This is a genomic window from Olleya sp. HaHaR_3_96, from assembly GCF_019278545.1.
Taxonomy (GTDB): domain Bacteria; phylum Bacteroidota; class Bacteroidia; order Flavobacteriales; family Flavobacteriaceae; genus Olleya.
On the sequence record NZ_CP058987.1, the window covers coordinates 929,088 to 953,950 of the forward strand.

Annotated in this window: 24 protein-coding genes; 4 read left to right on the forward strand and 20 right to left on the reverse strand. The window is 34.2% G+C overall.

Going from position 1 to position 24,863, the window contains the following annotated elements:
* Positions 1 to 184: 184 nt before the first annotated feature.
* Both H0I26_RS03970 and H0I26_RS03975 read left to right on the forward strand, forming a co-directional pair.
* The gene (locus H0I26_RS03970; protein WP_218701106.1) at positions 185 to 982 is read left to right on the forward strand and encodes a GLPGLI family protein; all 798 of its coding nucleotides are present in this window, start codon (positions 185 to 187) and stop codon (positions 980 to 982) included.
* Complete coding sequence (locus H0I26_RS03975) at positions 983 to 3,652, forward strand: hypothetical protein (RefSeq protein WP_218701107.1); 2,670 nt, start codon at positions 983 to 985, stop codon at positions 3,650 to 3,652.
* Positions 3,653 to 3,881: 229 nt separating this feature from the next.
* Here H0I26_RS03975 and H0I26_RS03980 read toward each other — a convergent pair whose 3' ends face one another.
* Positions 3,882 to 4,847: an endonuclease/exonuclease/phosphatase family protein gene (locus H0I26_RS03980; RefSeq protein ID WP_218701108.1), complete on the reverse strand. Its 966-nt coding sequence runs from the start codon at positions 4,845 to 4,847 to the stop codon at positions 3,882 to 3,884.
* A gap of 77 nt (positions 4,848 to 4,924) precedes the next feature.
* Between H0I26_RS03980 and hflX the strand changes: the two genes are divergently transcribed.
* Positions 4,925 to 6,154 carry a GTPase HflX gene (hflX, locus tag H0I26_RS03985; RefSeq protein WP_218701109.1) on the forward strand — a complete coding sequence of 410 codons (1,230 nt, stop codon included), beginning with the start codon at positions 4,925 to 4,927 and terminating at the stop codon, positions 6,152 to 6,154.
* A gap of 212 nt (positions 6,155 to 6,366) precedes the next feature.
* Here the strand turns inward: hflX and H0I26_RS03990 are convergent, their stop codons facing one another.
* The 17 genes from H0I26_RS03990 to H0I26_RS04070 form a co-directional block, all read right to left on the reverse strand.
* Positions 6,367 to 7,272: a DUF3078 domain-containing protein gene (locus H0I26_RS03990; protein ID WP_218701110.1), complete on the reverse strand. Its 906-nt coding sequence runs from the start codon at positions 7,270 to 7,272 to the stop codon at positions 6,367 to 6,369.
* Between the two features lie 115 nt (positions 7,273 to 7,387).
* On the reverse strand, positions 7,388 to 7,891 hold the full coding sequence (locus H0I26_RS03995; protein ID WP_218701111.1) for a DUF2480 family protein: 504 nt from the start codon (positions 7,889 to 7,891) through the stop codon (positions 7,388 to 7,390).
* Positions 7,892 to 7,910: 19 nt separating this feature from the next.
* Positions 7,911 to 9,746 (reverse strand): ABC transporter ATP-binding protein, encoded by a 1,836-nt coding sequence (locus tag H0I26_RS04000; protein WP_218701112.1) that lies wholly within the window; start codon positions 9,744 to 9,746, stop codon positions 7,911 to 7,913.
* A 12-nt stretch (positions 9,747 to 9,758) separates the two neighbouring features.
* Positions 9,759 to 10,085, reverse strand: a complete 327-nt coding sequence (locus H0I26_RS04005; RefSeq protein WP_101016070.1) for an SUF system Fe-S cluster assembly protein — start codon at positions 10,083 to 10,085, stop codon at positions 9,759 to 9,761.
* Between the two features lie 62 nt (positions 10,086 to 10,147).
* Positions 10,148 to 10,573, reverse strand: coding sequence for a SufE family protein (locus H0I26_RS04010; protein ID WP_218701113.1), 426 nt, complete (start codon positions 10,571 to 10,573; stop codon positions 10,148 to 10,150).
* Positions 10,574 to 10,657: 84 nt separating this feature from the next.
* Positions 10,658 to 11,488 (reverse strand): META domain-containing protein, encoded by an 831-nt coding sequence (locus tag H0I26_RS04015; protein WP_218701114.1) that lies wholly within the window; start codon positions 11,486 to 11,488, stop codon positions 10,658 to 10,660.
* A gap of 52 nt (positions 11,489 to 11,540) precedes the next feature.
* Positions 11,541 to 12,755: an aminotransferase class V-fold PLP-dependent enzyme gene (locus H0I26_RS04020; RefSeq protein WP_218702032.1), complete on the reverse strand. Its 1,215-nt coding sequence runs from the start codon at positions 12,753 to 12,755 to the stop codon at positions 11,541 to 11,543.
* Positions 12,756 to 12,768: 13 nt separating this feature from the next.
* Positions 12,769 to 13,083, reverse strand: a complete 315-nt coding sequence (locus H0I26_RS04025) for a hypothetical protein (RefSeq protein ID WP_218701115.1) — start codon at positions 13,081 to 13,083, stop codon at positions 12,769 to 12,771.
* Positions 13,084 to 13,088: 5 nt separating this feature from the next.
* Positions 13,089 to 14,402, reverse strand: coding sequence for a Fe-S cluster assembly protein SufD (sufD, locus tag H0I26_RS04030; RefSeq protein WP_218701116.1), 1,314 nt, complete (start codon positions 14,400 to 14,402; stop codon positions 13,089 to 13,091).
* A 152-nt stretch (positions 14,403 to 14,554) separates the two neighbouring features.
* Complete coding sequence (gene sufC, locus H0I26_RS04035; protein ID WP_218701117.1) at positions 14,555 to 15,307, reverse strand: Fe-S cluster assembly ATPase SufC; 753 nt, start codon at positions 15,305 to 15,307, stop codon at positions 14,555 to 14,557.
* Positions 15,308 to 15,312: 5 nt separating this feature from the next.
* Positions 15,313 to 15,660, reverse strand: a complete 348-nt coding sequence (locus H0I26_RS04040; protein ID WP_218701118.1) for a hypothetical protein — start codon at positions 15,658 to 15,660, stop codon at positions 15,313 to 15,315.
* 14 nt (positions 15,661 to 15,674) lie between these two features.
* A complete protein-coding gene (gene sufB / locus H0I26_RS04045) occupies positions 15,675 to 17,123 on the reverse strand; it encodes a Fe-S cluster assembly protein SufB (RefSeq protein ID WP_218701119.1) in 1,449 nt (482 codons plus the stop codon).
* A gap of 19 nt (positions 17,124 to 17,142) precedes the next feature.
* On the reverse strand, positions 17,143 to 17,472 hold the full coding sequence (locus tag H0I26_RS04050; RefSeq protein ID WP_101016087.1) for a HesB/IscA family protein: 330 nt from the start codon (positions 17,470 to 17,472) through the stop codon (positions 17,143 to 17,145).
* 105 nt (positions 17,473 to 17,577) lie between these two features.
* On the reverse strand, positions 17,578 to 18,651 hold the full coding sequence (locus H0I26_RS04055) for a cytochrome-c peroxidase (protein ID WP_218701120.1): 1,074 nt from the start codon (positions 18,649 to 18,651) through the stop codon (positions 17,578 to 17,580).
* 3 nt (positions 18,652 to 18,654) lie between these two features.
* Positions 18,655 to 19,419, reverse strand: a complete 765-nt coding sequence (locus H0I26_RS04060; protein ID WP_218701121.1) for an MbnP family protein — start codon at positions 19,417 to 19,419, stop codon at positions 18,655 to 18,657.
* Positions 19,420 to 19,428: 9 nt separating this feature from the next.
* A complete protein-coding gene (locus tag H0I26_RS04065; RefSeq protein WP_218701122.1) occupies positions 19,429 to 20,784 on the reverse strand; it encodes a hypothetical protein in 1,356 nt (451 codons plus the stop codon).
* 83 nt (positions 20,785 to 20,867) lie between these two features.
* Positions 20,868 to 22,418: a choice-of-anchor B family protein gene (locus H0I26_RS04070; RefSeq protein WP_218701123.1), complete on the reverse strand. Its 1,551-nt coding sequence runs from the start codon at positions 22,416 to 22,418 to the stop codon at positions 20,868 to 20,870.
* Positions 22,419 to 22,597: 179 nt separating this feature from the next.
* On the opposite strand from H0I26_RS04070, the gene thiL reads away from it, so the two are divergent.
* Complete coding sequence (thiL, locus tag H0I26_RS04075; RefSeq protein WP_218701124.1) at positions 22,598 to 23,647, forward strand: thiamine-phosphate kinase; 1,050 nt, start codon at positions 22,598 to 22,600, stop codon at positions 23,645 to 23,647.
* 5 nt (positions 23,648 to 23,652) lie between these two features.
* On the opposite strand, the gene H0I26_RS04080 is transcribed toward thiL, so the two are convergent.
* Positions 23,653 to 23,931, reverse strand: coding sequence for a DUF1660 family phage protein (locus H0I26_RS04080; RefSeq protein ID WP_218701125.1), 279 nt, complete (start codon positions 23,929 to 23,931; stop codon positions 23,653 to 23,655).
* A 109-nt stretch (positions 23,932 to 24,040) separates the two neighbouring features.
* Positions 24,041 to 24,814: an alpha/beta fold hydrolase gene (locus H0I26_RS04085; protein WP_218701126.1), complete on the reverse strand. Its 774-nt coding sequence runs from the start codon at positions 24,812 to 24,814 to the stop codon at positions 24,041 to 24,043.
* Between the last annotated feature and the right edge of the window lie 49 nt (positions 24,815 to 24,863).

The window sequence follows — 24,863 nt, forward strand, 5'->3', positions numbered from 1 at the left end:
TGTCGCTTGGTATTACAAAGATGAGTGTCTGGACTCGTGAGTTATTTTTTGATTAGAAATAGTCTTTTAATAAAAAAGCAGCAGAATTAAATAATAACTATTACTTTTAAAATTCAAGTTTAAAGCTCCAGGAGTGAGCTGAAAAGTCATATCACTAAGTAAGTTTAATTTTGTTTATAATAATATGAAATATTTTAAAATTTTAGTTGTCACTTTATTTTTTTTGACGAGCAATCTCTATGCTCAAAAGGTGTCCATTACTTATAATGTGACGAGTAATGCTAGTGATGAGATTCTTTCTCTCTCAGCAAAATATAATTTATACATTAACGGATCTACATCTGCTTATTATAGTAATAATGATGATTCAAAGAAATATGAAGATCAATTATTTATTGTAGATACAGACAAAATAGGCGGTTTTAAAGAGGTGAACATCGCAGACAATTATACAGGATATTTAGTGCAGGATTTATTTTACAAAGATTATAATGAGAGTACCCTTATTTATAATGAATTAATAGGAACAAAAAAAGTAATTATAAAAGAGAATATCAATCTTGTAGATTGGACGATAGAGTCGGACTCAAAAAAGACCATTTTAGAATACGAGTGTCTAAAGGCAACAGGTACATTTAGAGGTCGGGAGTATGAAGCCTATTTTGCTCCAGCATTATCACAACGCGGTGGACCTTGGAAGTTTGACGGGCTGCCAGGCGTAATACTTTCTGTAAGAAGTTTAGATGGGTATTATGTTATAGAGCCTCTTGAGATTGTTAAAAATACCACTGATATTAGTGAAATATCAAATGTTTATAACAAAGAAAAACTTATCAGTTGGGATACTTATAAAAGTAATTTTAAGAAATGGATGGTCAAACAGTTAAAAAAAATAAAGTCTCGATCTGAGTCTGGAGAGAATGGATCTATTGAAATTACTGATAGAGTTGAAGATCTAGAGATCGGTAAGTTATCTTTTTAAATGGCTATAAAAAATTACTATATACTCTTAATTGTTTTTTTTCTAATTAAGGTTTCAACTGTAAGTGGTCAGACCTTAAAAGGGACTATTACAGATAAGAATAATATACCTATTAGTGTTGCAAACATTCTTATAAAGAAGGATTCTTTAACTATTTCTGAATATACGTTACCTTCTGCTGGGGTCTATGAGATTAGCTTGAAGAAAGATTATCTTGATAAGATTATTATAGAAGTCGATGCTTATGGTTATAAAAAGCAACAGAAAATAATTACTAATCCAGAAAGAACTAAATTTTATACTGTAAACTTTACACTAGAAGATTATGAAGAAAGTCTAGAAGAAGTGATTATCACAGCTCCTAAAAAAGCAATAACTATTAAAAAAGATACGATAAGCTATAATCTAAGTTCTTATCTATCTGGAGAGGAGGTGAAGGTGAAAGACATTTTGAAAAAATTACCAGGAATCACAGTAAATGAAGATTCTGGAGCTATTAAGTTTAAGGGGAAAGAGATAGAAGCTCTTTTATTAGGAGGAGATGATTTATTCGGGAGTAATTATACACTGGGGTCTAAAAATATAAATGCTAGTGTAATAGCTCAAGTACAAGCTATCGAAAATTATTCTGAAAATGCCCTTCTTAAGGTTATAGAAGATGGAGAGAAAGTTGCTATTAACCTAGTACTTAAAAAAGGTAAATTTGACTTTTCTGGAAATATCGACACGGGACTAGGTTTTTTTGAAGATCTAGATCTAGCTCATTTTACAAACGCAACCTTGTTAGGGGTTACTAAAGGCTATAAATCTTTTGCAACCATAGGGTCTAATAATCTGGGAACAAATAATTCTCCGTTTGACCATTTTAGTTCTCAAAAAAACACAGAACAACTCAGAGAAGTAGATTATTTTGCAGAAAAAGTGATACCTACCACCCGATTTTCTAATTTTTTAAGTGATAATAGAGTAAATATTAATAACCAGTTATTTGGAAACTATAATGCTATTTTTAAAGTCAATAAAAAGATTGATTTAAAAACAAATCTATATTATTTAAGTGATCATTTAAAAAATAATCAGTTTATAGAAAACAACTTTGATTTTGAAAATGAACGTTTTACTACAATAGATAGTATTTCATATTCTAATAAGCCTAGACAATACAGAGGCGATCTAGAATTAAAATACAAAACCTCCAATACAGCGTTGTTAACCTATAATTTTAGAGCGCGACAAGAAGATGGTAGAAGTGCCTCAGATATAAGGTCTAATAATAATAATAATAATTCTTTTAAGACCATATTAAATTCAGATGACTTTTTTATTCTCAATGAATTGAATTATATAAAGCGCCTGTCGGGTAAAAAAGCAATTCAATTTTTAGTATATCAGTCTAGTAATAAAATCGATCAAGGGTATGGCATCACGCCTTCTTTTTTATCTGATAGTGATTTTAATTTACAAAATGTAACTCTTGATAAAAAGCGCTTAGGAGGAGAAGTATCACTGTTAGGAAGTTCAAAAAATGGGAGTAATTACGCGTTGTTTGTTAAAGCTAAAAGTATAGGGCACAACCTAAGCTCTGATCTATTAGATAGTACTCAAGATGATATTAATAATTTAAGTCAAAATGATCTGAATTATTCAAAAAAGAAAATAGAACAGAGCGGCTATTATAATTTTAATTTTAAAAGATTCCGAATCATTCCGGAATATTCGGTAGGTATTCTACAAAATAATATAGAAAACAGAGCTCCTTTAAATGATCAAAATCAAACTAATTTAGTGCTAAAAAACGCATTAAAATTAAGGTGTAAAATTAATAGGATTAGTTTTTTACAAAGCTCTGTATCTTACGAAACAGATAACAAAATCGAAAGTTATCTTTTTTCAAATACTATTTTAATTAATAATAGAACCTTACTTACTAATACGCCAGATCTAGACGTACAAGAGACCTTAAGTGCAGGTTTACTATATTATTTTTACAATTTAGAAACAGAAAATTCTTTAAATGTTGCTCTTAATTATAATAGAAGTAAGAATAGTTTTTTTGTTAACTCCTTTATAGATCAAAACACAACGCGTATCAACTATATTTTCTTACCAGAAAGTCAAGATGATTTTAGTGCAACCGTTAATGGGGCACTATTCGTTCCGTTTGCAGATACTTTTGTAGAGTTTAATAGTAATGCCTCTATTTTTAATTATAAAAACTTAGTAAATAATTCATTATTAAGGGATAATGTAAGTAAGATTGCCGGTCTAGGCGTAAATCTTAGAACAGCTTTTTTATCGTCTCTAAATTTTAGAAACAATTTTAATTTTCAATACTCAGATACAAAAACTAGCGATGGAAGTTTATTTATTAATAGATCCCTTCGCAACTCGTTTAGTACTTTATTTAAGTGTAACGACGCGTTTTTTTTTAAGTTAACATCAGATGTTTTTTTACCTTCTTTTTCTAATGATAATGCGTTTTATAATTTCATAGATTTCTCTGTTAAATATACTCCAAAAGGTAAAAAATATAGTTTTGAATTAGTGTCTAATAACATACTCAATGAGATTAATTTTGAACAAGTCCAAGTGTCTGATTTTGGAACTAATATTCAAAGAACAAGCTTACTTCCTTCTTATACCTTTTTAGCTTTTAGCTATGCTTTTTAAATAGTCTAGTAATGTTTAAATGTTTAATAAAATGTAGATTTTGTAGAATGTGGAGAATATACAGATAAAGCACTTACAAGAAATGCTGATACTCCTCTTTTTGAAAAAGAAGCCCCTCAGACAAGGGTTTCTTTTATCTGTGGAGTAACAGAAAGTCAAGTGACAGTGTTTAAACACCAATAATTGCTAATATAAATTACAAACAAGGTTTTTACTAAGATATACAATTTTACTTTTTCTTCAAAACCATATATACCGGAAAGTGATCGCTGTAGCCTCCTTTGTAGGTTTTCCCAACATATGTTCTGTAGGGCGTGCCTTTATAACGTCCTTCTGCTTGCTTTAAAAACTCAGCATCGTAAATGTCTGCTTTTACATATCTAAGAGTCTTGGATTTGCTTTCAAAAAAGTTAGGTGTAAATAATATTTGGTCAAACAAATCCCATTCAGAATTATGACTGGTGGTCCCTCTGTCAATTGATAATAAGGTTTCCATTGGGTTAAACAAGCCTTGATTAGCCATTAGTAATTCAATACTTTTATTGGAAGGATTATCATTAAAATCACCCATAACAACTATTCTAGCATTGGGTATGTTGTCCTTTAGTGTCGCAATAATGGATTGTAAGTTATTGGATGCTGCTATACGCTTATGCTCAGTTTCATTATTACCAGTGCGACGTGACGGCCAATGATTAATTAAAAAATGAATAGGTTCACCTAAAAACAATCCCGATACTAATAAAATATCTCTGGTGTGGTCTGCTGATCCGTCATGGTCTTTAAAACTAAAAGTGAACACATCGGAACTGGTTACTGTAAATTTTTTGCTATCGTAGATAAAAGCGACATCAATACCACGTTCGTCTTTACTATCGTAATGCACAAACTTATAAGGATACTCTTTAAGATGTTTAGACGTAATTAAGTCGTTTAAAACAGCTTCATTTTCTACTTCTGCCAAACCAATAATAGCGGGATGTGCATTTGTTTCCTTTCTACCAATGTTAGAAATAGCATAACCAATTTTACGTAGCTTATTATTATAACGTTTAATAGTCCAACGCTTTTCAGAGGTTGGATTAAAATCTTTATCACGTGTTAAATCATCTTTATAGATATCAAATAAGTTTTCAATATTATAAAAGGCAAACGTGTGTTTTTTAGTTTTTGACTTAAAGAGGTTGAAATTCAATAGTATAAATTTAGTTGGCTAAAAATAGCGAATTTATTATGGATACAATTGTGTAACTTTGTAGTATAATTATTTATATGTTAGAAAAAAAAGATATATCGCTTGAAAAAGCAGTTTTAATAGGTGTTGTAACTAAGGCGCAAAACGAAGAAAAATCTAAAGAGTATTTAGACGAACTTGAGTTTTTGACGTTTACAGCAGGTGGTGAGGTCAAAAAACGCTTCACTCAAAAAATGGAAATGCCTAACCCTAAAACTTACATAGGGACTGGTAAAATGGAAGAGGTAAGACAGTATATTGAAGACAATCATATTGGGACTGCTATTTTTGATGACGAGTTATCGTCGTCGCAAGAGCGTAACATTAGTAAAATTCTAAACGTAAAAGTTTTAGACCGTACCAATTTAATATTAGACATCTTTGCGCAACGTGCACAAACGAGCTATGCTAGGACTCAAGTTGAGTTAGCGCAATGCGAATATCTATTACCTAGACTTAGAGGAATGTGGACGCACCTGGAGCGTCAAAAAGGGGGTATTGGTATGCGTGGACCTGGAGAGACAGAAATTGAAACTGATAGACGTATCGTACGGGACAGAATATCTTTACTTAAAGATAAGATTAAGACTATTGATAAGCAAATGTCTGTGCAACGTGGTAATCGTGGTAAAATGGTTAGAGTAGCGTTAGTTGGATATACCAATGTCGGTAAATCTACTTTAATGAACACCGTTAGTAAGTCAGAAGTGTTTGCAGAAAACAAATTATTTGCAACCTTGGATACTACGGTTAGAAAAGTGGTTATTCAAAATTTACCATTTTTATTAACCGATACCGTTGGGTTTATCCGTAAGCTACCAACACAGTTGGTTGACAGTTTTAAAAGTACATTAGACGAGGTTAGAGAAGCAGATTTATTATTGCACGTGGTTGATATTTCTCATCCTAATTTTGAAGATCATATTGAGTCTGTAAACAAGGTTTTAGGCGAAATTGATAGTGCCGACAAGCCAGTAATAATGGTGTTTAATAAAATAGATGCTTATGAAGCAAAACCTTTTGATGATACCGATTTAATTACAGAACGTACGGGCGAATATTATAGCCTTGCAGAATGGAAGAAAACCTGGATGAACAGAGTAGGGAAGGATAATGCTTTGTTTATATCGGCTTTAAACAAACAAAATTTAGAAGACTTTAAAAAACGAATCTATGATGAGGTAAGAGATATACACGTGACACGTTTCCCGTATAATAGTTTCTTGTATCCCGATTATGATTACGATAACCTAGAAGAGGAAGAGTAGTATCATTGTGGCGTTACCCTAAAAGGGTCAGGCTATCCGTTATATCTTTTTTGCGAGTTACTATTATCAACGTTTATATTTAAGTAAGCTGATGTCATTACTTCAGTTTTAGTATAGTAAAGATCACAAAAAAGGATGCCACTACTATCCTTAACGCATAAAAAAAGCACCTTGAAAAAGGTGCTTTTTTTTATTATGTATTGTAGGTTTTATTATATTTTGTAGTTTAAACCAACTAACCAGTAAGATTGTAATTTGTTATCTGCAGCTTGTAATAAAACATTTTGAGCATTAGCAGCTTCTTGTTTGTTGCTTCTTAAACCAAAGTCAAAACCAACACCAATCATTTTCCATAAGTTATAACCAAAACTGTTTATCCAAGTAAAATTAGATAAGTCTCCATCTTTATAAGATTGAAACGTAGAAAAGTTAGACTTAAAGCTAATTGCTCCAATTTGACGTGTATAGTCAGCCACTATTTTAGCACCTAAAGACGATTCAAATACAGCGTCGTTTTTAGCAAATACAAAGTTGTAGTTTAATGGGTGTGCAACAACTATTAAGTTTTCAATAGGAGTCCAAGTTAAACCAACCCCAACATCTAAATATCCAGGATCGTTAAAGTTATCTAAGATTGTAGTTCTATATTCTGCTAATCCAGATACCGCTAAGTTTTTAGCAATGTTTCTTCCGTATAAAGAAGAGATGTTAAAAACGTCAGTTGTAGCATTAAAATCTTCGCTATCCGTTGGATCGTTTTTATCGTCTAATTTTACCCATCCTAAGTTTACATTAAGATTGTTTCTCCAGAAAAAATCGTCTTCAATCAAGTTTGCAAAAGCATTTACTGTAATACCAATACTACCAGATGAGTTATCTGAGGCATCTTGAGAGTACCAGTTGCTAAATTCTGAAAGACTACCACCAATAGTACCAAAAGCACCTTTTCTCCATCCTGGAAGGGCATCTATTTGTGCTTGTAATGCATTAGCTTCTCCTTGTAAGGCATCGGCTGCAGCTTGTTTTTCTGCTTTCTGAGTATGTAACTCTTCTTTCGTTTGGGCATGCATTGAAATCATTCCAATTAAAAATGCACCTGCTACTAATATTTTTTTCATAAGTTTATGTTTAAAATCAATCGGTTGCAAATATACGGTTTAGTTCTAATTTTCAGCAAAATACAAAATAAGATAAACATTTAATAATCAGTGAGTTGAATTTTATTTAAACTTATTATCTTTTGAATAATGGCACAAAGGAACAGGCCTCTCCGTACATGATGGATTTAGCATATGGTTTTAGCTTGTTTGTCATCATAACATAAGCATTTATAGGTACTGGCAGGTTACTGCAACCTTTTATAATTACGGGTTTATCCTGGTATATTGTACCATCAATTGCTGTAATTACATCTTGATATATCGCAGTCTCTAAATCCTCAAGAGTTCCAATATGGCTCTTTTCGACGAACGGTTCTAAATTAACGGTCAACAACATAAAAGCCCAATCGGGTATGATGGCATCGGCACTGCAAGTGATAGCTACATATTGATTTTTGTACTGACTCCAGTCATGATTTTTAATGTAGTCTCTAAAATCTTTCTCTTTTAAAACCAGTTCTTGGAATAACCAATCTTTAATATCAAAACGCACACGCATGCCTTTTGGATAGTAATCCTCAAGATCAATAGTTACTAGTTTACTGTTCGCAACGCGATTAATAATGTCTTCAGCCATAATTTAAAAATAAGTAATATTATTGGTAACCTTCTGCTTGTAGTTTAAATAAGTCGGCATATAAGGACTGATTAGCCATTAATGCATCGTGTGTGCCCATTTCTAGTACGCGGCCTTCTTCTAGTACTAAAATTTTATCTGCTTGTCTTACGGTGCTAAATCTGTGAGAAATGATAATACTGGTCTTGTCTTTTGTTAAGCCAATAAAACGATCAAAGACTTCGCTTTCTGCTTTTGCATCTAATGCGGATGTCGGTTCGTCTAAAATCATGACCTTGGCATCTTTCATATAAGCGCGAGCTAACGCTATTTTTTGCCATTGTCCACCAGATAATTCCTGTCCTTTAGCAAAACGCTTACCAAGTTGTTGATCATAACCTTTTTTAAGTTCGGATACGACTTGATTGGCCAGACTTAGTTCGGCAGCGTTTTCAATTTTGTCTTGATTGTCTATTTGGCTAATATCACCAATAGCGATGTTTTCCCTAACGGTAAATTCATACTTAAAAAAGTCTTGAAAAATAACACCAAAAAACGCTTGATATTTTGCTTTATTAAATCGGTTAATATTAACACCATCTAATAGTATTTCGCCAGAAGTAGGGTCGTAAAAACGTAATAGTAATTTGGTTAAGGTTGTTTTTCCAGCACCATTTTGACCAACAAAGGCTAATTTTTCGCCTGCTTTAATTTTAAAGCTAATGCCTTTTAATATTTGGTTATCGGATTCAGGATAAGAAAACGTTACATTTTTAAATTCGAAACCTTCTGTGATAGTTTCCGGAATCGGCATGTCCTCGCTATGTTTTGGTTGGATCGAAATATCAATAAAATCAAAATAATCTTTTAGATATAAAGCACTTTCTGAAATACGAGTAAACTTGGAAAAGAACTCTTGTAAGTTTCTAGTTAATCTATTAAAAGCACCCGATAAAAAAGTTAATTCACCTAAGGTAATGACACCGGAAATGACACGGTAAATTATAAAGACATAAGCGCCATAGTAGCTTAAGGTTCCTAAAACATTAAACACAAAACCTAGGGCAGATCGTGTAATGGCTAAGGTTTTGTTGAGGTCGTAATATTCTTGTGATAAGTTTTTAAAACGATCGACTACAAAATCTGTTAGACCAAATAGTTTAATTTCTTTTGCTGTTTTATCGTTAGCTCCAATAAATCTAAGGTAGTCTAACTCTCTACGTTCGGCAGTCCAACCTCTGGCTAAAGAGTATTGCTTTTGGCTAAACCAAATTTCGTTTATAAAAGAGGGGATGATACTTAGTACTAATAATATAATAAGATAAGGTTCAAAGTATATTAAACCAGCAACTAGAGTCGCAATAGAAATTAAGCTTTGCACCTCGCCTAAAGCATTGGACATTAGTCCAACACGGCTAGTCGTTTGTGTTCTAGCACGTTCTAGTTTATCGTAAAATTCGGAATCTTCAAGTAAACTAATATCTATTTGATTCGTTTTTTTGATGATTCTGACAGACGATTCGATAGAGTAGGCGTCACCTAATAAACTATCGGTGAGTTGTATGGCACGACTGATTAGGTCAGAAAGTACAATTAAACCAAACTCAATACCAACGTAAGTCCAAAGTTGTGTTAAATCGGAAACCTCTAACTTGGTTTGTAGTATGATTTCATCAATAATTATTTTACCAATCCATAAAATAATGACTGGTAAAATAGCACCGATAAGTCTACAAAAGGCGGAGGTTAAAAACAGCTTTTTGTTGGTGTTCCAGATTTCTTTAAAAAAACGTGGAATAAAAATTAAAGCGCTGAAAGACTTTTTAAGATTGGTTTTGTTTCCTTCTTTTAACGATTTTGGTGCATGTCTAGCCATTTTGTTTTGACATTAAAGCATACCAAGCTCTAATTTAGCTTCTTCGCTCATTAAGTCTTGGGTCCATGGTGGATCAAAAGTAATTTCTACTTCAGCATCATTAACGTCATTTAAAGATTTTACTTTCTCTTCAACTTCTAATGGTAACGTTTCAGCTACTGGACAGTTTGGAGTTGTTAAGGTCATTAAGATTTTTACATCATAATCTTCATTTACAAAAACGTCATAAATCAATCCTAGTTCGTATATGTCTACTGGTATTTCTGGATCGTAAATAGTTTTTAAAACGTTTACTATTTTTTCTCCTAATTCTGCTGTATCTATAGTTGTATCGCTCATTTCTTTTCTTTTTCACTTCCTTTTATCAAGGAAATCTGTTTTTTAAATTCCGCTTTAGCGAATTATTTTAATTGTGTTTGGTAAGCGATGGCATATAACTTAATCTGCTTTATCATACTTACTAAACCATTGGCTCTAGTTGGTGATAAATGTTCCTTTAGTCCAATAGCATCAATAAAATCGGTATTGGCCTCTATAATATCCTTTGGATGTTGATTAGAAAACACGCGTATTAAAATTGCGATAATTCCTTTAGTTATAATAGCATCACTATCTGCAGTAAATGCAATTTGATCGTCGTTAAGTTCTGCATGAACCCATACTTTACTCTGACAGCCTTTAATTATATTGGAATCTGTTTTATATTCCGGTGCTATTAGAGGAAGTGATTTTCCTAAATCTATCATGTATTGGTAACGTTCTTCCCAGTCTTCAAACATGGAAAATTCATCAACAATCTCGTCTTGTATTTCTTTAATAGTCTGCATTGTTTCAATATAATTTCGGATACAAAATTAATCAATATCCGTTGATTTATCACTAAAGAAGTCTTAAAGATATTTTACGAAAGACTAGTCTTCTTTTTGTGTTGTTGGTTTAGCAAGCGTGAATAGAGTATTGACTAATTCTGCAATTGCGTTTGGTGGGTTTCCAGCATCAAAAGAAGGGGTGCTATATTGCGTTCCGTCCATTGTAATGGCTAAACTTGCTGCTGCTGCACCATCATATTGATGTGCCTTACTTGGCGGTTCTAATGTGTTTAAAGTCTTAACGTCTATGGCGTCTGTTAAAGTTTGTAATGTTGACCAATCCGTTTTGTTACACGCTTTAACGTTGGGTGTCTCACTTCTGTTAAATTGAGAGGAGATGGTGTTATGATTTATTTCTATTAAAGTGTAACTGCCTCGTGTTGCTGAAGCATATCTAAAAGACATAATCTTACCCTGTTTTTGCGCTGTTTTAGCCTTAGATGTTTTAGCGGCGCTAAGGAGTTGTTTGGTCTTATTTAACAAAACAATAGTATCTTCTTTTATAGTGTAATTAGTCGTGTTTGATAGTGCCTTTAAAAAAGTACGCTCCGTTGTATTGGCAGCGTCTTGACACATCATTTTAGTGGATGCTAATGGGCCAAATGACAATTGGTCTCGGGTAGCTGTATAAGTTCCTGAAAAAGTATTACATCCAGAAAAACCTGAAACGCGATTGGTGTCTTTGTCAAAAACAAGCGTTAATTTTTGTTCGGATGCCGCTTGTCCTTCTAGAGAAGTTACTATAAAGTTGCCGTGTATGGCTTGTGTGGTCATATCTTGAGACATATCTTTAGCTAAAGTGTTCGTGTTGTCTTTGGTTGCACCACAACTATTAAGTAGTATCGAGAAAAGTAGAATAGTAATTGTTTTCATAGTAATTACATTTGGTATTGGACTATAATATAACAAAAAAGAAGCCAAAGTACTACGACAACATCATTTTTGCTTTTTTAACCCCAGCTACTAAAGCATCAATTTCTGCTTTGGTATTGTAAAAAGCAAAGGACGCTCTTATAGTTCCTGGTATTTTAAAGAATGCCATAATAGGTTGTGCGCAATGATGTCCTGTACGAACAGCTATTCCCATTTTATCGAGTAGTGTACCAACATCATAAGGATGAATGCCTTCTAAATTAAATGAAATTACTGATGTTTTGTTTTTAGACGTTCCGTAAATTTTTAAACCTTCTATTTCTAGTAGTTTTTTTGTACCGTAATCTAGTAAGTCATGCTCGTAATCTGCAATAGCATCAAATCCTATGGCATTCATATAATCTAAAGCAGCAGCAAAAGCAATACCACCACAAATGTTAGGTGTCCCTGCTTCAAATTTATGTGGTAATCCAGCGTAGGTTGTTTTTTCAAAAGTAACTTGGTCGATCATTTCCCCACCGCCTTGATAGGGTTGCATTTTATTAAGCCATTCTTCTTTACCATATAACATTCCAACACCTGTTGGTCCGCATATTTTATGGGCAGACGTGACATAAAAATCAACATCCAACGCTTGTACATCGGGCTTGATGTGCGGACAAGCTTGGGCACCATCAATTAAAACAGCTGCACCAACTTGATGGGCTTGTTTAATAATAGTGTCAATAGGATTTATAGTTCCTAACGCGTTAGAAATATGATTGACAAAAACAAGTTTTGTGTTTTCCGAAAGTAAATTCGCATAGGCCGCCATATCTAACTCGCCTTCCAAGGTCATTGGAATAACTTTAAGAATAGCACCAGTCTTTTCACATAGCATTTGCCATGGCACGATATTACTATGATGCTCTAAAGCAGATACAATTAACTCATCTCCTTTTTTTATTATAGAAGCAAAACCATTGGCGACTAAGTTTATACTGTGTGTCGTACCAGCGGTAAAAATGATTTCATGCGCTTTTTTAGCATTAAAATGCTTCTGAATAGTATGCCTGGCAGCTTCATATTTATCTGTAGCTTCTTGACTTAAGGCATGAACGCCTCTATGGATATTTGCGTTGTAGTTACTATAGTAATTTACAATAACATCAATAACTTGTTGCGGTGTTTGTGATGTTGCTGCATTATCAAAATACACCAAGGGTTTACCATTTACTTGTCTATTTAGTATCGGAAAATCTTTACGTATTTTGGTAATATCTAGCATCATTAGGTGTAAATTAAAACGCGTTAGCTATAAATCTAAAAAGCGATATAAAAACGGTTGCAGCAAAAGCTGCAGCTGCCATAAAAGCAATAATAACATGGGATACTTTGATTGTTTTTTTTGCTAAAAAATTAATCAAAAATCTATAAATTAGTAAGGATACAATAAGTGTTAAATAGGTTAGTGATAAACCTACAAACGTCATTAGTATACCGTCAAAAAAACCACCTTTTGTAAAGTAAAAAATAGTACCTGTAACTAAAGCAATAGAAAAACAAATAGCTATTAACTTTAGAAAAGTTTTAGTTGAAATCTTTAAAACATCCATATTTTTTACAAGTCAAAACCAATATTAACGCCTAATTTGTTTGCTATAATTTTGGTGATACGTTGTTTTAATTCTGGAATTTTTACAGATTTTAAAACGTTATTACTAAACGCATACATTAGTAACCCTTTAGCTTCTTTTTCAGGAATACCTCTAGATTTCATGTAAAACAAAGCACTTTCGTCTAATTGTCCTATGGTACAACCATGCGAGCATTTTACATCATCTGCAAAAATTTCAAGTTGTGGTTTAGAGTTGATAGTGGCTTTATCACTTAGTAAAATATTATTGTTGGATTGAAACGCATTTGTTTTTTGCGCTTCCTTGTTAACAACAACTTTCCCATTAAAAACACCTGTCGCACTATCGTTAAAAATCCCCTTGTAATCTTGGTGACTTTCGCAGTTTGGTTCGATATGATGGACTAGAGTATTGTGATCGACATGTTGCTTATCACCAATAATGGTTACCCCGTTTAATGTAGAGTCCATATACTCTCCATTTTGGTAAAAGTTAAGATTGTTACGTGTTAGCTTTCCTCCAAAAGTAAAGGTATGCACAGAGACATGACTTTCGCGTTTTTGATCTACAAATGTACTGTCAATTAAAGATGCGTTTTTGTTGTCGTTTTGTACTTTGTAGTAATCTACAATGGCACGTTTGTTTGCAATAATCTCAGTCACGGAATTTGTTAATACAGGATTATCTGTAAGACTCTGGTGGCGTTCGATAATCTGGACGTGAGAGTTTTCGTCCACGACAATTAAGTTACGCGGTTGTACCATTAAGGCTGCTTCGCTTCCCGTTGAAAAATGTACGATTTCTATTGGTTTTGCAACCACTTTATTTTTAGGGATGTGTATGTAAGCACCCTCTTTTGAAAAGGCAGTATTTAAAGATGATAAACCATCTTTAGACGCTACTTTGTTAAAATAATTCTCAATAATTAATTGATATTTTGACTTATGTAATGCAGCAGACATTAAACATACATCAATACCATCATGTGTTGTTTCAGATAAGTTAGATGAATATTTTCCATCAATAAACACAATTTTGTAAGTGTCTATATCATCTAGAAAGTATTTTTTAACATCACTATATTCTAAAGCATTATCTTGTTTAGGAAACAGACTGTAGTCTTGTTTTAAAACACTGTTTAAAGACGTGTATTTCCAAGCTTCGTCCTTTTTGGTAGGAAAGCCATCTGTTTCAAACGTTTTTATTGCTTCACTTCTAATATCGTGAATTTTAGAATCGATATCAACATGATTTTCGAATGCTAAAAAGGACGATACTAATTTTTCTTTTAAACTCATATTCTTTTAAGTCTTCAGTAATCGGTCTTCGGTTTAGCACAAGGGCTAACCATGTCTTGTAATGATTACTGTGTTTTTATTTTGAAAGCTTTAAATTTTGGACGGATCAGTAAGCGTAGCCAGGGCAAACACGAATTGATTATTGCCTTTTTTTAAGCGTCTACTTCTTCTTTAATCCAGTCGTAACCTTTTTCTTCTAACTCGTGTGCTAATTCTTTTCCTCCAGATTTAACAATTTTTCCGTTATATAAAACGTGTACAAAATCTGGTACGATATAATCTAATAAACGTTGGTAATGCGTAATTACTATAACAGCATTGTCCTCGCTTTTTAGCTTGTTAACGCCATTTGCAACGATACGTAAAGCATCAATATCTAGTCCTGAATCAGTTTCGTCAAGAATAGCTAATTTAGGCTCTAACATCGCCATTTGGAAAATCTCATTACGTTTCTTTTCTCCTCCAGAAAAACCTTCGTTTAAAGAACGTGATAAAAACTTACGGTCAATTTCTAAAAGCTCTGCTTTTTCACGAATTAGTTTAAGCATTTCTTTTGCAGGCATATCCTCTAAACCTTTTGCTTTTCTAGTTTCGTTAATTGCTGTTTTAATAAAATTAGTAACGCTAACTCCAGGTATTTCTACTGGATACTGGAATGATAAAAACACACCTTTATGTGCGCGTTCTTCAGCTGCTAAATCTTCAAGATCTTCTCCTTCTAAAACAATAGTACCTTCTGTGACTTCGTATTCTTCTTTTCCTGCAATTACAGAAGCTAACGTACTTTTTCCAGAACCGTTTGGTCCCATTATAGCATGTACTTCTCCTGCTTTTACTTCAAGATTAATTCCTCTTAAAATGGATTTATCTTCAATGTTTGCGTGTAGGTTGTTTATCTTTAACATATTACTTATTTTCCTAGTTTGATAACGTCGTTTTTATTCTGAGCTAAAGCAGTTACGCTTATAACTTTATTTATTTTTAGTTTGTATGGCCAGCCTTCTTCATTGTCTCCTTTCGGAATCAATTCGCCTAAAACCTCAACTTGTACCATGTCTGTTGGTTCTTTTTGAAAGGCTTTAGCTTGATTTGCGATTTCGGTAACCTTATCATTTAAAACGACACCATGAATGGCATTGCCAACCTGAAATACAGCAGCATCTGCATAATATACAAAGTCTCCTGTAAATGGTTTTCCTTGATCAGTTTTACAACTCACAAAAGCGATAAATAATAATAGAGTGACTAGTTTTTTCATATTGAATAGTGTGTTTAGCCTACAGAGCCTTCTAAAGAAATTTCCAATAATTTTTGTGCCTCTACAGCAAATTCCATTGGTAGCTTATTTAAGACGTCTTTACTAAAACCATTAACAATTAAAGCAATTGCTTTTTCTGTTTCTATACCACGTTGGTTACAGTAAAAAATTTGGTCTTCACCAATTTTACTTGTCGTTGCTTCGTGTTCTACCTGGGCCGTTTTGTTTTTAGCTTCAATGTAAGGGAAGGTGTGTGCACCACATTCGTTACCCATTAGTAAACTATCACACTGAGAGAAGTTTCTTGCATTATCTGCGCGACTTCCAATGTGTACTAAGCCACGATATGAGTTTTGAGAATGTCCAGCAGAAATCCCTTTGGAAATAATGGTTGATTTGGTGTTTTTACCCAAATGAATCATTTTTGTTCCAGTATCTGCTTGTTGGTAGTTATTGGTTACTGCAATAGAATAAAATTCGCCTACAGAGTTATCTCCTTTTAAGATACAAGACGGGTATTTCCAAGTTACGGCACTACCTGTTTCTACTTGTGTCCAAGATATTTTTGCGTTTTTCTCGCATAACCCACGTTTGGTTACAAAGTTATAAACACCACCTTTACCTTCAGCATTTCCTGGATACCAGTTTTGAACGGTACTATATTTAATTTCAGCATCATCTAAAGCAATAAGCTCTACAACTGCGGCGTGTAATTGGTTTTCGTCACGACTTGGCGCAGTACAACCTTCTAGGTAAGATACATAACTTCCTTCGTCAGCAACTAATAATGTGCGTTCAAATTGACCTGTTCCCCCTTGGTTGATTCTAAAATAGGTTGATAATTCCATTGGGCATTTTACGCCTTTAGGAATATAACAAAATGAACCATCACTAAATACAGCCGAATTTAAAGCGGCATAAAAATTATCTGTAGTTGGAACAATCGTCCCAATATATTTTCTTACTAATTCAGGATGTTCTTTTATTGCTTCAGAAATAGGCATAAAAATGATGCCTTTTTCTGCTAATGTTTTTTTGAAAGTGGTAGCAACAGACACTGAATCGACCACAATATCCATTGCGACGTTATTCATTTTCTTTTGCTCATCAACAGAGATTCCTAATTTTTTATACATCGCTAATAGATCTGGATCTACATCGTCTAATGTTTTGTTAGGATCTACAGCTACGGGAGCAGAGTAGTAAGCAATCGCTTGAAAATCTGGTTTAGTATAACGTACATTGGCCCATTCAGGTTCTTCCATAGTTTTCCAAACTTTGAAAGCTTCTAGTCGCCATTCTGTCATCCATTCTGGCTCTTCTTTTTTCATAGAAATAGCACGAACGATATCTTCGTTTAGACCAATAGGGAATGTTTCAGATTCTATATCTGTAAAAAAACCATATTCATATTCTTTGGTTTTTAATTCTTCTCTAAGGTCGTCCTCTGTATACTTTGACATATTTTGTCTTTAAGTTTAATTATAATGAAAATGATTCGCCACACCCGCAAGTTCGGTTGGCATTAGGATTATTAAACACAAAACCTGTTCCGTTTAATCCACCTGAATATTCTAAAGTTGTACCTATTAGGTATAGAAAACTTTTTTTGTCAACAATAATTTTTACATTATTATCTTCAAAGACCTTGTCTTCGTCTTCTTTTGTTTTGTCAAATTTTAAATCATAAGACAAACCAGAACAACCACCACTTTTTACACCTACGCGAACGTAGTCTATGCTTGGGTTAAAGCCGTCATCAGTCATTAGTTCAATGACTTTCTTTTTAGCTGTGTCAGAAACTTTTATCATACCTGTTAATTAGATTTTATCTAAATAGATTACAAAGATACAACAACAGTCGCTTTTTTCCATAGCAACTAACATTATATTAGTATATGGTTTTATAGGTTTTTCTTATTGTTGAATAAAGGCAGGATTACTAATAAAAGTAGGGTCAGAAAGTGTGAGTAAAAAGGCTTTTAAATCGGCCTTGTCTTGGGGCGTTAATTGGACGCCTCCAAGGGCTACTTTTTTCATTAAAGAATCAATCGTGTCAGAGTCTTGAAGTCCCGTACTATAGTGTTCTATGACGTCCTCTAAGGTTGCAAATCGCCCATCATGCATATAGGGTGCGGTATAAGCTAGGTTGCGTAAGGAAGGAGATCTAAATTTACCATTGTCATTTGGATTTCCAGTAATGACACCTAATCCTAAATCTGAAAACACAGCATCTAGCCCATTGTTATGAAATTGGTTATCCGTCCAGAGCGGATTATTTGGATTGCCATGACAATGAAAACAATCACCTCTAGTTTCGTCCATAAAGACGTCTAGTCCATTTTGTTCTTGAGGGGTTAATGTCAATTCTCCGTTTGAAAACTTATCAAATTTTGAGTCGCCAGAAATCAAGGTGCGTTCAAATTGTGCAATAGCTTTGGTAGTAAGTTGTTTTGTAATGGTTGCTGTGCCAAAAGCTTGTTTAAATAAGGTGGGGTAGTCTACATCAGCATTAAGTCTAGCCTCGACAGATTCCCAGCTATCATTTCCTAATTCGTTAGGATGTACAACGGGATCTAAAGCTTGGTTTTCTAGTCCTAAAGCACGTCCGTCCCAAAAATATTTGTCATCAAAGTTCCATGCTAAATTAAATAAAGGCATGCTGTTTCTGGTTCCTGAAACACCAGTAATACCAACGCTAAATTGATTAGCGTCTGTAAAGGCTTGTGCTGGTGAGTGGCAACTGGCGCAGGCTTTAGTGTTGTCTGCTGACAAAAGCGTGTCATAAAACAAGCGTTTTCCTAAAGCAACACCTTCAACGGTTAGTTTGTTGTTTATAGGAATTACAGGGGCTATAAGTTTAGTTTGAAAAAGACTAGGTATTTCTAATTGATACGGAATAGGGACATAGGCTTCTGCTGTAGAGTCTTCGTCTGAAGAACAGCTAAAAAGAAATAGGCAAATGACGCTATAAGTTAACCAGGATTTCATTGTTTATTCGCTTATTGTTCCAATACTAAAAACACTCATTATATTTTGTTGCATCATTTTCTGAGCATCGTAATTTGGCATTAATGGGGTGTCTAAAACATTTAAATCCCAAGTGTTTGGATTTGTAAATAATTCGGCGATATCCATTGTGATTTCAATAGTCGTATCATTAGATATTGCAAGTACTGTGTCGAAAGTTATGACTGCAAAATTTTGTTCGAAAACGCCATCACTTACTTTTGCTGTTCCGTTATGAAAGTTAAAAGGCGATGGGCTTGCAGTATCTACATTATACATTCCGTCAAATTGTAGGAAGTGATAACCACCACCTAAGGCTTCCGGCCAGTTCCAATTAGCACTGTTTAGGTCGGGATATGATCCATCAATATTATCGACTTCGTCAAAACCCCAAACAAAACTTAAGGTATAAGTTCCTGAAGGAATATTGTTAGTTTCTGGCGTAAAATTGTAGGTGTCTTCATCGGATAAATCGGTTAATTTATGTCCCTCCAAGGTGTATGTTTCTCCTGCAAGGTTTGTTAATGTAAAACGCGACGTTAGGTATCTTATACGGTCTATGTTTATAACTTCACCGTTTGCATTGGTAACAAGTTCAGTCTCTAGGTTGGCGCTATTTATGGTAGTCTCTTCCCATTGGTGAGTAAAATTAAACGTTACTTTGGGTGTTATAACGGCGTTGTCGTCATTGTCTTCGTTGCAAGTAAAAAGGACTAAAGCTAAAGCTATGAGTGAAACAATTTTTTTCATGTCTTTTATTTATTTGATTTCAATTAGTAATAAATCGGTGAATCCTTTGTTTTCTGTTAGGTCTACATCGTTACTGCTAGATTCTCCTACAGCTATTATTGTCCCGTTATTTAATGTGGTAATGCCATAGAGGAAATCGACATTAGTACCACCAACAGCTTGTTGCCATTTTAAGGCACCGTTACTGTCAATTTTAAAAATCCAACCATCATTTTGACCCTGATTTTCTGTCAGGTTTCCAGAAGCACTTCTCGAGCTTCCGCTTAATACAAAACCATTATCATTGGTGGTTGAAATGGCGCGACCAACATCAAAATCTTCACCGCCATAAGTTTTTTCCCAAAGTAATTCGCCTGTAGGCGAAATTTTAATAACCCAAACATCGGCAGCTCCAAAATTAGAGCTAACATCGGTGTCTTGTCCTCGCGTATCCCCAATAATAAGATAATTGCCATCTCCAGATTTTATTATAGCTCTGGCTTCGTCAATTTCAGTAGATCCATAAGATTTTTCCCATTCTGAAACACCAGTACTTGATACTTTAACAATCCAAAAATCGTAAGAGCCAATATTGTTTGATATATCAGTGTCTACACTATCTGAAGAGCCAATCATTAAAAACCCATTGTCATTGGTTTGAACAACATCATAGGCAGTGTCTGAAAAGAACCCTCCAAAATATTTACTCCATATTATGGTTCCTGATTGGTCTAATTTAAGCCCCCAGTAATCCCCTCCTGCATGTTGGGTTTGGCTAAGTCTTGTGTTACCTGCTCCGGCAGAAGCCGTGACATCTAGGACGCCTGTTATAAAATAACCGCCATCAGAGGTTTGTGTAATGGAATGTCCGGTGTCAATACCAGAATAACCATAGGTTTTTTCCCAAACTAATTGACCTTGTGGGTCTAATTTTATAACCCAAAAATCTTCTTGGCCGTTATTGTTAGTAACATCACCATCATTACTGTAAGTAAATCCGATAATAGCATAACCGCCATCTTCTGTCTGAATAATGTCATGTCCTCTTTCGTCATTAGTGCCGCCAAATGTTTTAGTCCATTCTAAAGTTATATTTGCGTCGTATTTTAAAACCCAAACATCATAACTTTCATTACTTTTAGTCGTAACATCACCATCCATGGATTGTGTAAATCCTAGAATTATAAAACCACCATCGGTTGTTTTTTTAACAGCCTGACCACTTTCATTTTTAGAACCACCTAAAGTGCTAACGTTTTCCAAAACACCTTGAGATGTATTGGGTAGTGTTGGTTCTGTTTCTGATAGTGTTTCCTTTTTACAGGACGAAAGCATTAGGCATAGGCTAGCTAAAAGTGTCGCTGTAGTATTCTTTAATGTAAACATGCGTATTAATTGCTTTTAGTAAACTGACTGACGTGATTAACCATGAAAAAGCAGAGGGCTCTAGAGTATAGAGTTCTCGCTTTTTATTTGTTGATGACTAGTTTTTTAGTCGTAGCGTTATTAATTTTTATCAGGTATATTCCGTTAGATAAATGTTCTGTTGGTAAAACGAAACTTGCCGTATTAATATTGTTTTTAGAAAAGAGCTTCTTACCTATGACGTTAAAAATTTGAACTGAAGTTATTGTTTGTCCTGTCGCTGCTTTTAGTTTAGAATTTGATTTAGTAGGGTTTGGTGCTAGTGTAAAAGCGGTGTCTAATTCGAAATTTTCTGTACTTAAAGGGTTGTTGCTTTCTCGTAAAACAAATAGGCCTCTTTCTATATCACTAACAATAATATTCCCACTTTCAAAATAAGGATAGATACTCCAAGCGCCATTAAAGTTAGCACTGTTACTTGCAGGGTAAGTGTCAAAATAACCAATTTCGGAGCCTGCGTTATTAGAAGAGGTAAGTGTTGGGATGTCTAAAACACGCATTCCAGCTCTGTAGTTGGCTAAATAGAATTGATCACCTTTAACATAGCCATTATGGTCTATTGCTGCTATTGGTGCTTCGTAAGTTGAGGATAATACTGGATTGTCTAAGTCTAGCATGTCAAAGACGAACGTTCGTGTTCCAAAACCGAAATTTTGCTCGTCGGTTTCATCTCCAAAAATAAAATATCTGTGATCGTCTGTAAACCAGCCTTGGTGTGCATAGCCTGGATTTGGGTATGTTATTTCAGAAATAAATTGCGGGTTACTTTTATCAGTAACATCAAGTAATACTACTCTGTCATTAGATCCACCGTTACTAGCTAGTAATATTTCTCTTCCAATATAACTTGAAACTCCTGTTACCGTTGGACTAGTCGCATTATTATCTGTACCGTTATAGGTGATAACTTGTGCATCGTGTGTATATCCTTTTCCTGAGTAACTACCAACAACTGTTGGTAATAATGAGGTAGAAATGTCTACAAATATTGGTCCACCACTGGCTGCTCCACAACCTACCAAATAGGCAATACCTTCAGATTCGTTAATAACAATATTATGACAACTTCCTATAGAGATGCCGTTATCACCGCTAAAAACAATGACATTTCCATCTGATGGATCACTAGTATAAGTCAGGTCTGGATTTACTCCATCACGTAGAGTTGTTAAATCAAACACTTGCATACCGTGACTTCCAACACCATCTGCTACGATATAAGCGTGGTTGTTGTATACTTTTACGTCTCTCCAGAAAGAGGTGTTTCCGTTTGCCGTTTCAATACGTCCTAAAAATATAGGATTTAAAGGATCACTGATGTCAACAAAGGCAGTACTGTTTGTCGTACCGACTATAGCGTATTCTTTATTGTCTAATGGGTCGGTCCAACCCCAAATATCACTTCCTTCTTCGGTTCCTAATGCTGTTGCTAAGGTGCTAATAGGGACGCGTGACAACAAATCATAACCATCACATGGGTAACTTGTTGTTACACCATCTATTATGTGTGTCGCTAAGCCATTAACACAAGGGGTTTGTGCTAAGGTTAATTGACTGCTGGTTAATAATAAGAGGAAAAGTAGTTTTTTATACATGCTAAATAGGTTAAGTGATTCTTAATAGAATACAACAAATTTAGTAGAAATACTAATAAATCGCATTTAACAGGTGTTAAAATGCTGAATTTATAATGAGTATGAATTGTTTTGTTGAATAATAAACAATTTAAAGCCTTTTAGATGAACTATTAAATAATGCTTAGTATTTTTGCAGTATGATAGAAGACAAAAATCAACAACGTACAGACTTAAGCCAATTAGGAGAATTTGGGTTAATAGATCATTTAGCAAAAAACTTTAAGATTACGCAGCAATCCACTATTAAAGCTATGGGGGATGATGCTGCTGTTTTAGAATTTGGAGATAATAGAGTGGTTGTTAGTACTGATTTTTTAGTAGAAGGGGTACATTTTGATTTGGGCTATATGCCATTAAAGCATTTGGGATATAAAGCAGTGATTGTTAATTTGTCTGATGTGTACGCGATGAATGCGGAAGCAACACAAGTTACGGTGTCTATTGCCGTGTCTAATCGTTTTCCTTTGGAAGCTATTGAAGAGTTATATGCTGGAATACAAACGGCTTGCGAACTTTATAATGTAGATTTAGTCGGAGGAGATACAACCTCTTCAACATCGGGTTTAATTATTTCTGTAACAGCAATTGGACAAGTTAAATCAGGAGATGAGGTGTATAGAAGCGGCGCGAAACCTAACGATTTGTTAGTGGTTACCGGAGATTTAGGAGGCGCTTATTTAGGATTGCAAGTTTTAGAGCGTGAAAAAGAAGTCTTTAAAGTAAATCCAAATAGCCAACCAGATTTAGATGCTTATACTTATATTATTGAGCGTCAATTAAAGCCTGAAGCTAGAAAAGATATTATTAAATTATTACAAGATTTAGAGGTTAAGCCGACGTCTATGATTGATATTAGTGATGGCTTATCTTCAGAGATTTTGCATTTATGTAAAGAAAGTAAAGTCGGTTGTGATTTGTATGAAGACAAATTGCCTTTAGATCCTCAAGTTATTTCGACTAGTGAGGAGTTTAAAATGGACAGTACAACGATCGCTTTAAGTGGTGGTGAAGATTATGAGTTATTAATGACGATATCTCAAGACGATTTTCCTAAAATAAAGGCTAACCCAAATTTGACTGTTATTGGTTTTATTACAGATGAAGCTTCTGGTGCACACTTAGTCACTAGAGGTGATCAAAAGATACAACTTACTGCGCAAGGATGGAATAGTTTTAATAAAGACTAAATAGACTAAGAAGTCATTTTTAATAGTGGTTTTTTTAATTCCTGATTAGCGTAACGTGTTTGTTTACTTTGGTGAATCTGCTGTAATACGGTATTAATTTCTCTGTACTTAGGTGTTAATTCTGTTAAGGCGCCATTACTGTTGGTGGTCATTTCTTTTTTACAATGGCTACATTGGTACTCGTAAACGTGATGCGTTATTTGTTTGCTAACGGAGAATTTGTGGCCAAAAATGGAACAAAATAATTTTCCTTTTCTGGACGGCTTGTGCTGTACTTTATTCATGACTAGTTATGTGTTAGATTTCATACATGTGGTTATGTTGTTTAAAATCTGATATATAGCGAAATCCGAATGTAGAAAAAAAAACGCAACAAGTCGTCAAAAGACCCGTTTATTCGACGAAGCGCATTACGTTTTGTAGGAATTCTTCTTTATTTTCTATATGAGACATGTGCCCGCCCTCTAAAACGTTGATAGTTATGTCTTTTAGTTTTTCTAAGTGCTGTAAATCCGTCTTGGATAAAATGGGATCGTTTTTACCTGCAATAATTAATTTTTTGCAGGTTAAGTTTTTTAAAATCACAGTACTATCTGCTCTTAATTTCATGCCTTCTTGTGTGGCAACATAACCCTGAAGTGGTGTTTTTAAAGCTTCGGTTTTAATCTGCTCAATCTCTTTTTCAAAACGTAGCCTGTTGTCTTCGTAAAATAAATTACTAATAGACATGCTTACTAGATTACTGTAATTGGTTTTGGCAACGCTTATCGCTCTATCTCGGAGTACGATCCGTTCTTTACTGTCTGCAAAAGGTGTCGAGTTCATTAAGCACAATCCTTCTACGACATCTGGCCTTTTTTCGGCGAAAGCCAAAGCAACATAACCACCAAGGGAATGCCCAATTAGCGTTGTTTTGTCAATATTTAAATTAACAAGGACGGCATTTACAGCCTCTGCTAAGTCTTGCATAGTATGGACATAACCCAAACAATCCGTTAAACCATGACCTAATAAGTCAATAGTTATGACTTGGTGTGTTTTTTCTAGTAAGGCAACGGTATCGGCCCACATCGTACTGTTTTCTAAAAACCCGTGTAATAATGTCACAGTTTTGCCTTGTCCGGAAGTTGTGTAGGCAATGGAAATGCCTTTATAGGTTAAAATCATAGTTTGCAAAGATAGGATTTGTGCTGTTTTTAGTAAGTTGTTTTGTGTA

Coding starts and splice junctions, on each gene's coding strand:
- H0I26_RS03970 (WP_218701106.1), top strand. CDS start 185: ATGAAATATTTTAAAATTTTAGTTGTCACTTTATTTTTTTTGACGAGC.
- H0I26_RS03975 (WP_218701107.1), top strand. CDS start 983: ATGGCTATAAAAAATTACTATATACTCTTAATTGTTTTTTTTCTAATT.
- hflX (WP_218701109.1), top strand. CDS start 4,925: ATGTTAGAAAAAAAAGATATATCGCTTGAAAAAGCAGTTTTAATAGGT.
- H0I26_RS03990 (WP_218701110.1), bottom strand. CDS start 7,272: ATGAAAAAAATATTAGTAGCAGGTGCATTTTTAATTGGAATGATTTCA.
- H0I26_RS03995 (WP_218701111.1), bottom strand. CDS start 7,891: ATGGCTGAAGACATTATTAATCGCGTTGCGAACAGTAAACTAGTAACT.
- H0I26_RS04000 (WP_218701112.1), bottom strand. CDS start 9,746: ATGGCTAGACATGCACCAAAATCGTTAAAAGAAGGAAACAAAACCAAT.
- H0I26_RS04005 (WP_101016070.1), bottom strand. CDS start 10,085: ATGAGCGATACAACTATAGATACAGCAGAATTAGGAGAAAAAATAGTA.
- H0I26_RS04010 (WP_218701113.1), bottom strand. CDS start 10,573: ATGCAGACTATTAAAGAAATACAAGACGAGATTGTTGATGAATTTTCC.
- H0I26_RS04015 (WP_218701114.1), bottom strand. CDS start 11,488: ATGAAAACAATTACTATTCTACTTTTCTCGATACTACTTAATAGTTGT.
- H0I26_RS04020 (WP_218702032.1), bottom strand. CDS start 12,755: ATGCTAGATATTACCAAAATACGTAAAGATTTTCCGATACTAAATAGA.
- H0I26_RS04025 (WP_218701115.1), bottom strand. CDS start 13,083: ATGGATGTTTTAAAGATTTCAACTAAAACTTTTCTAAAGTTAATAGCT.
- sufD (WP_218701116.1), bottom strand. CDS start 14,402: ATGAGTTTAAAAGAAAAATTAGTATCGTCCTTTTTAGCATTCGAAAAT.
- sufC (WP_218701117.1), bottom strand. CDS start 15,307: ATGTTAAAGATAAACAACCTACACGCAAACATTGAAGATAAATCCATT.
- H0I26_RS04040 (WP_218701118.1), bottom strand. CDS start 15,660: ATGAAAAAACTAGTCACTCTATTATTATTTATCGCTTTTGTGAGTTGT.
- sufB (WP_218701119.1), bottom strand. CDS start 17,123: ATGTCAAAGTATACAGAGGACGACCTTAGAGAAGAATTAAAAACCAAA.
- H0I26_RS04050 (WP_101016087.1), bottom strand. CDS start 17,472: ATGATAAAAGTTTCTGACACAGCTAAAAAGAAAGTCATTGAACTAATG.
- H0I26_RS04055 (WP_218701120.1), bottom strand. CDS start 18,651: ATGAAATCCTGGTTAACTTATAGCGTCATTTGCCTATTTCTTTTTAGC.
- H0I26_RS04060 (WP_218701121.1), bottom strand. CDS start 19,419: ATGAAAAAAATTGTTTCACTCATAGCTTTAGCTTTAGTCCTTTTTACT.
- H0I26_RS04065 (WP_218701122.1), bottom strand. CDS start 20,784: ATGTTTACATTAAAGAATACTACAGCGACACTTTTAGCTAGCCTATGC.
- H0I26_RS04070 (WP_218701123.1), bottom strand. CDS start 22,418: ATGTATAAAAAACTACTTTTCCTCTTATTATTAACCAGCAGTCAATTA.
- thiL (WP_218701124.1), top strand. CDS start 22,598: ATGATAGAAGACAAAAATCAACAACGTACAGACTTAAGCCAATTAGGA.
- H0I26_RS04080 (WP_218701125.1), bottom strand. CDS start 23,931: ATGAATAAAGTACAGCACAAGCCGTCCAGAAAAGGAAAATTATTTTGT.
- H0I26_RS04085 (WP_218701126.1), bottom strand. CDS start 24,814: ATGATTTTAACCTATAAAGGCATTTCCATTGCCTACACAACTTCCGGA.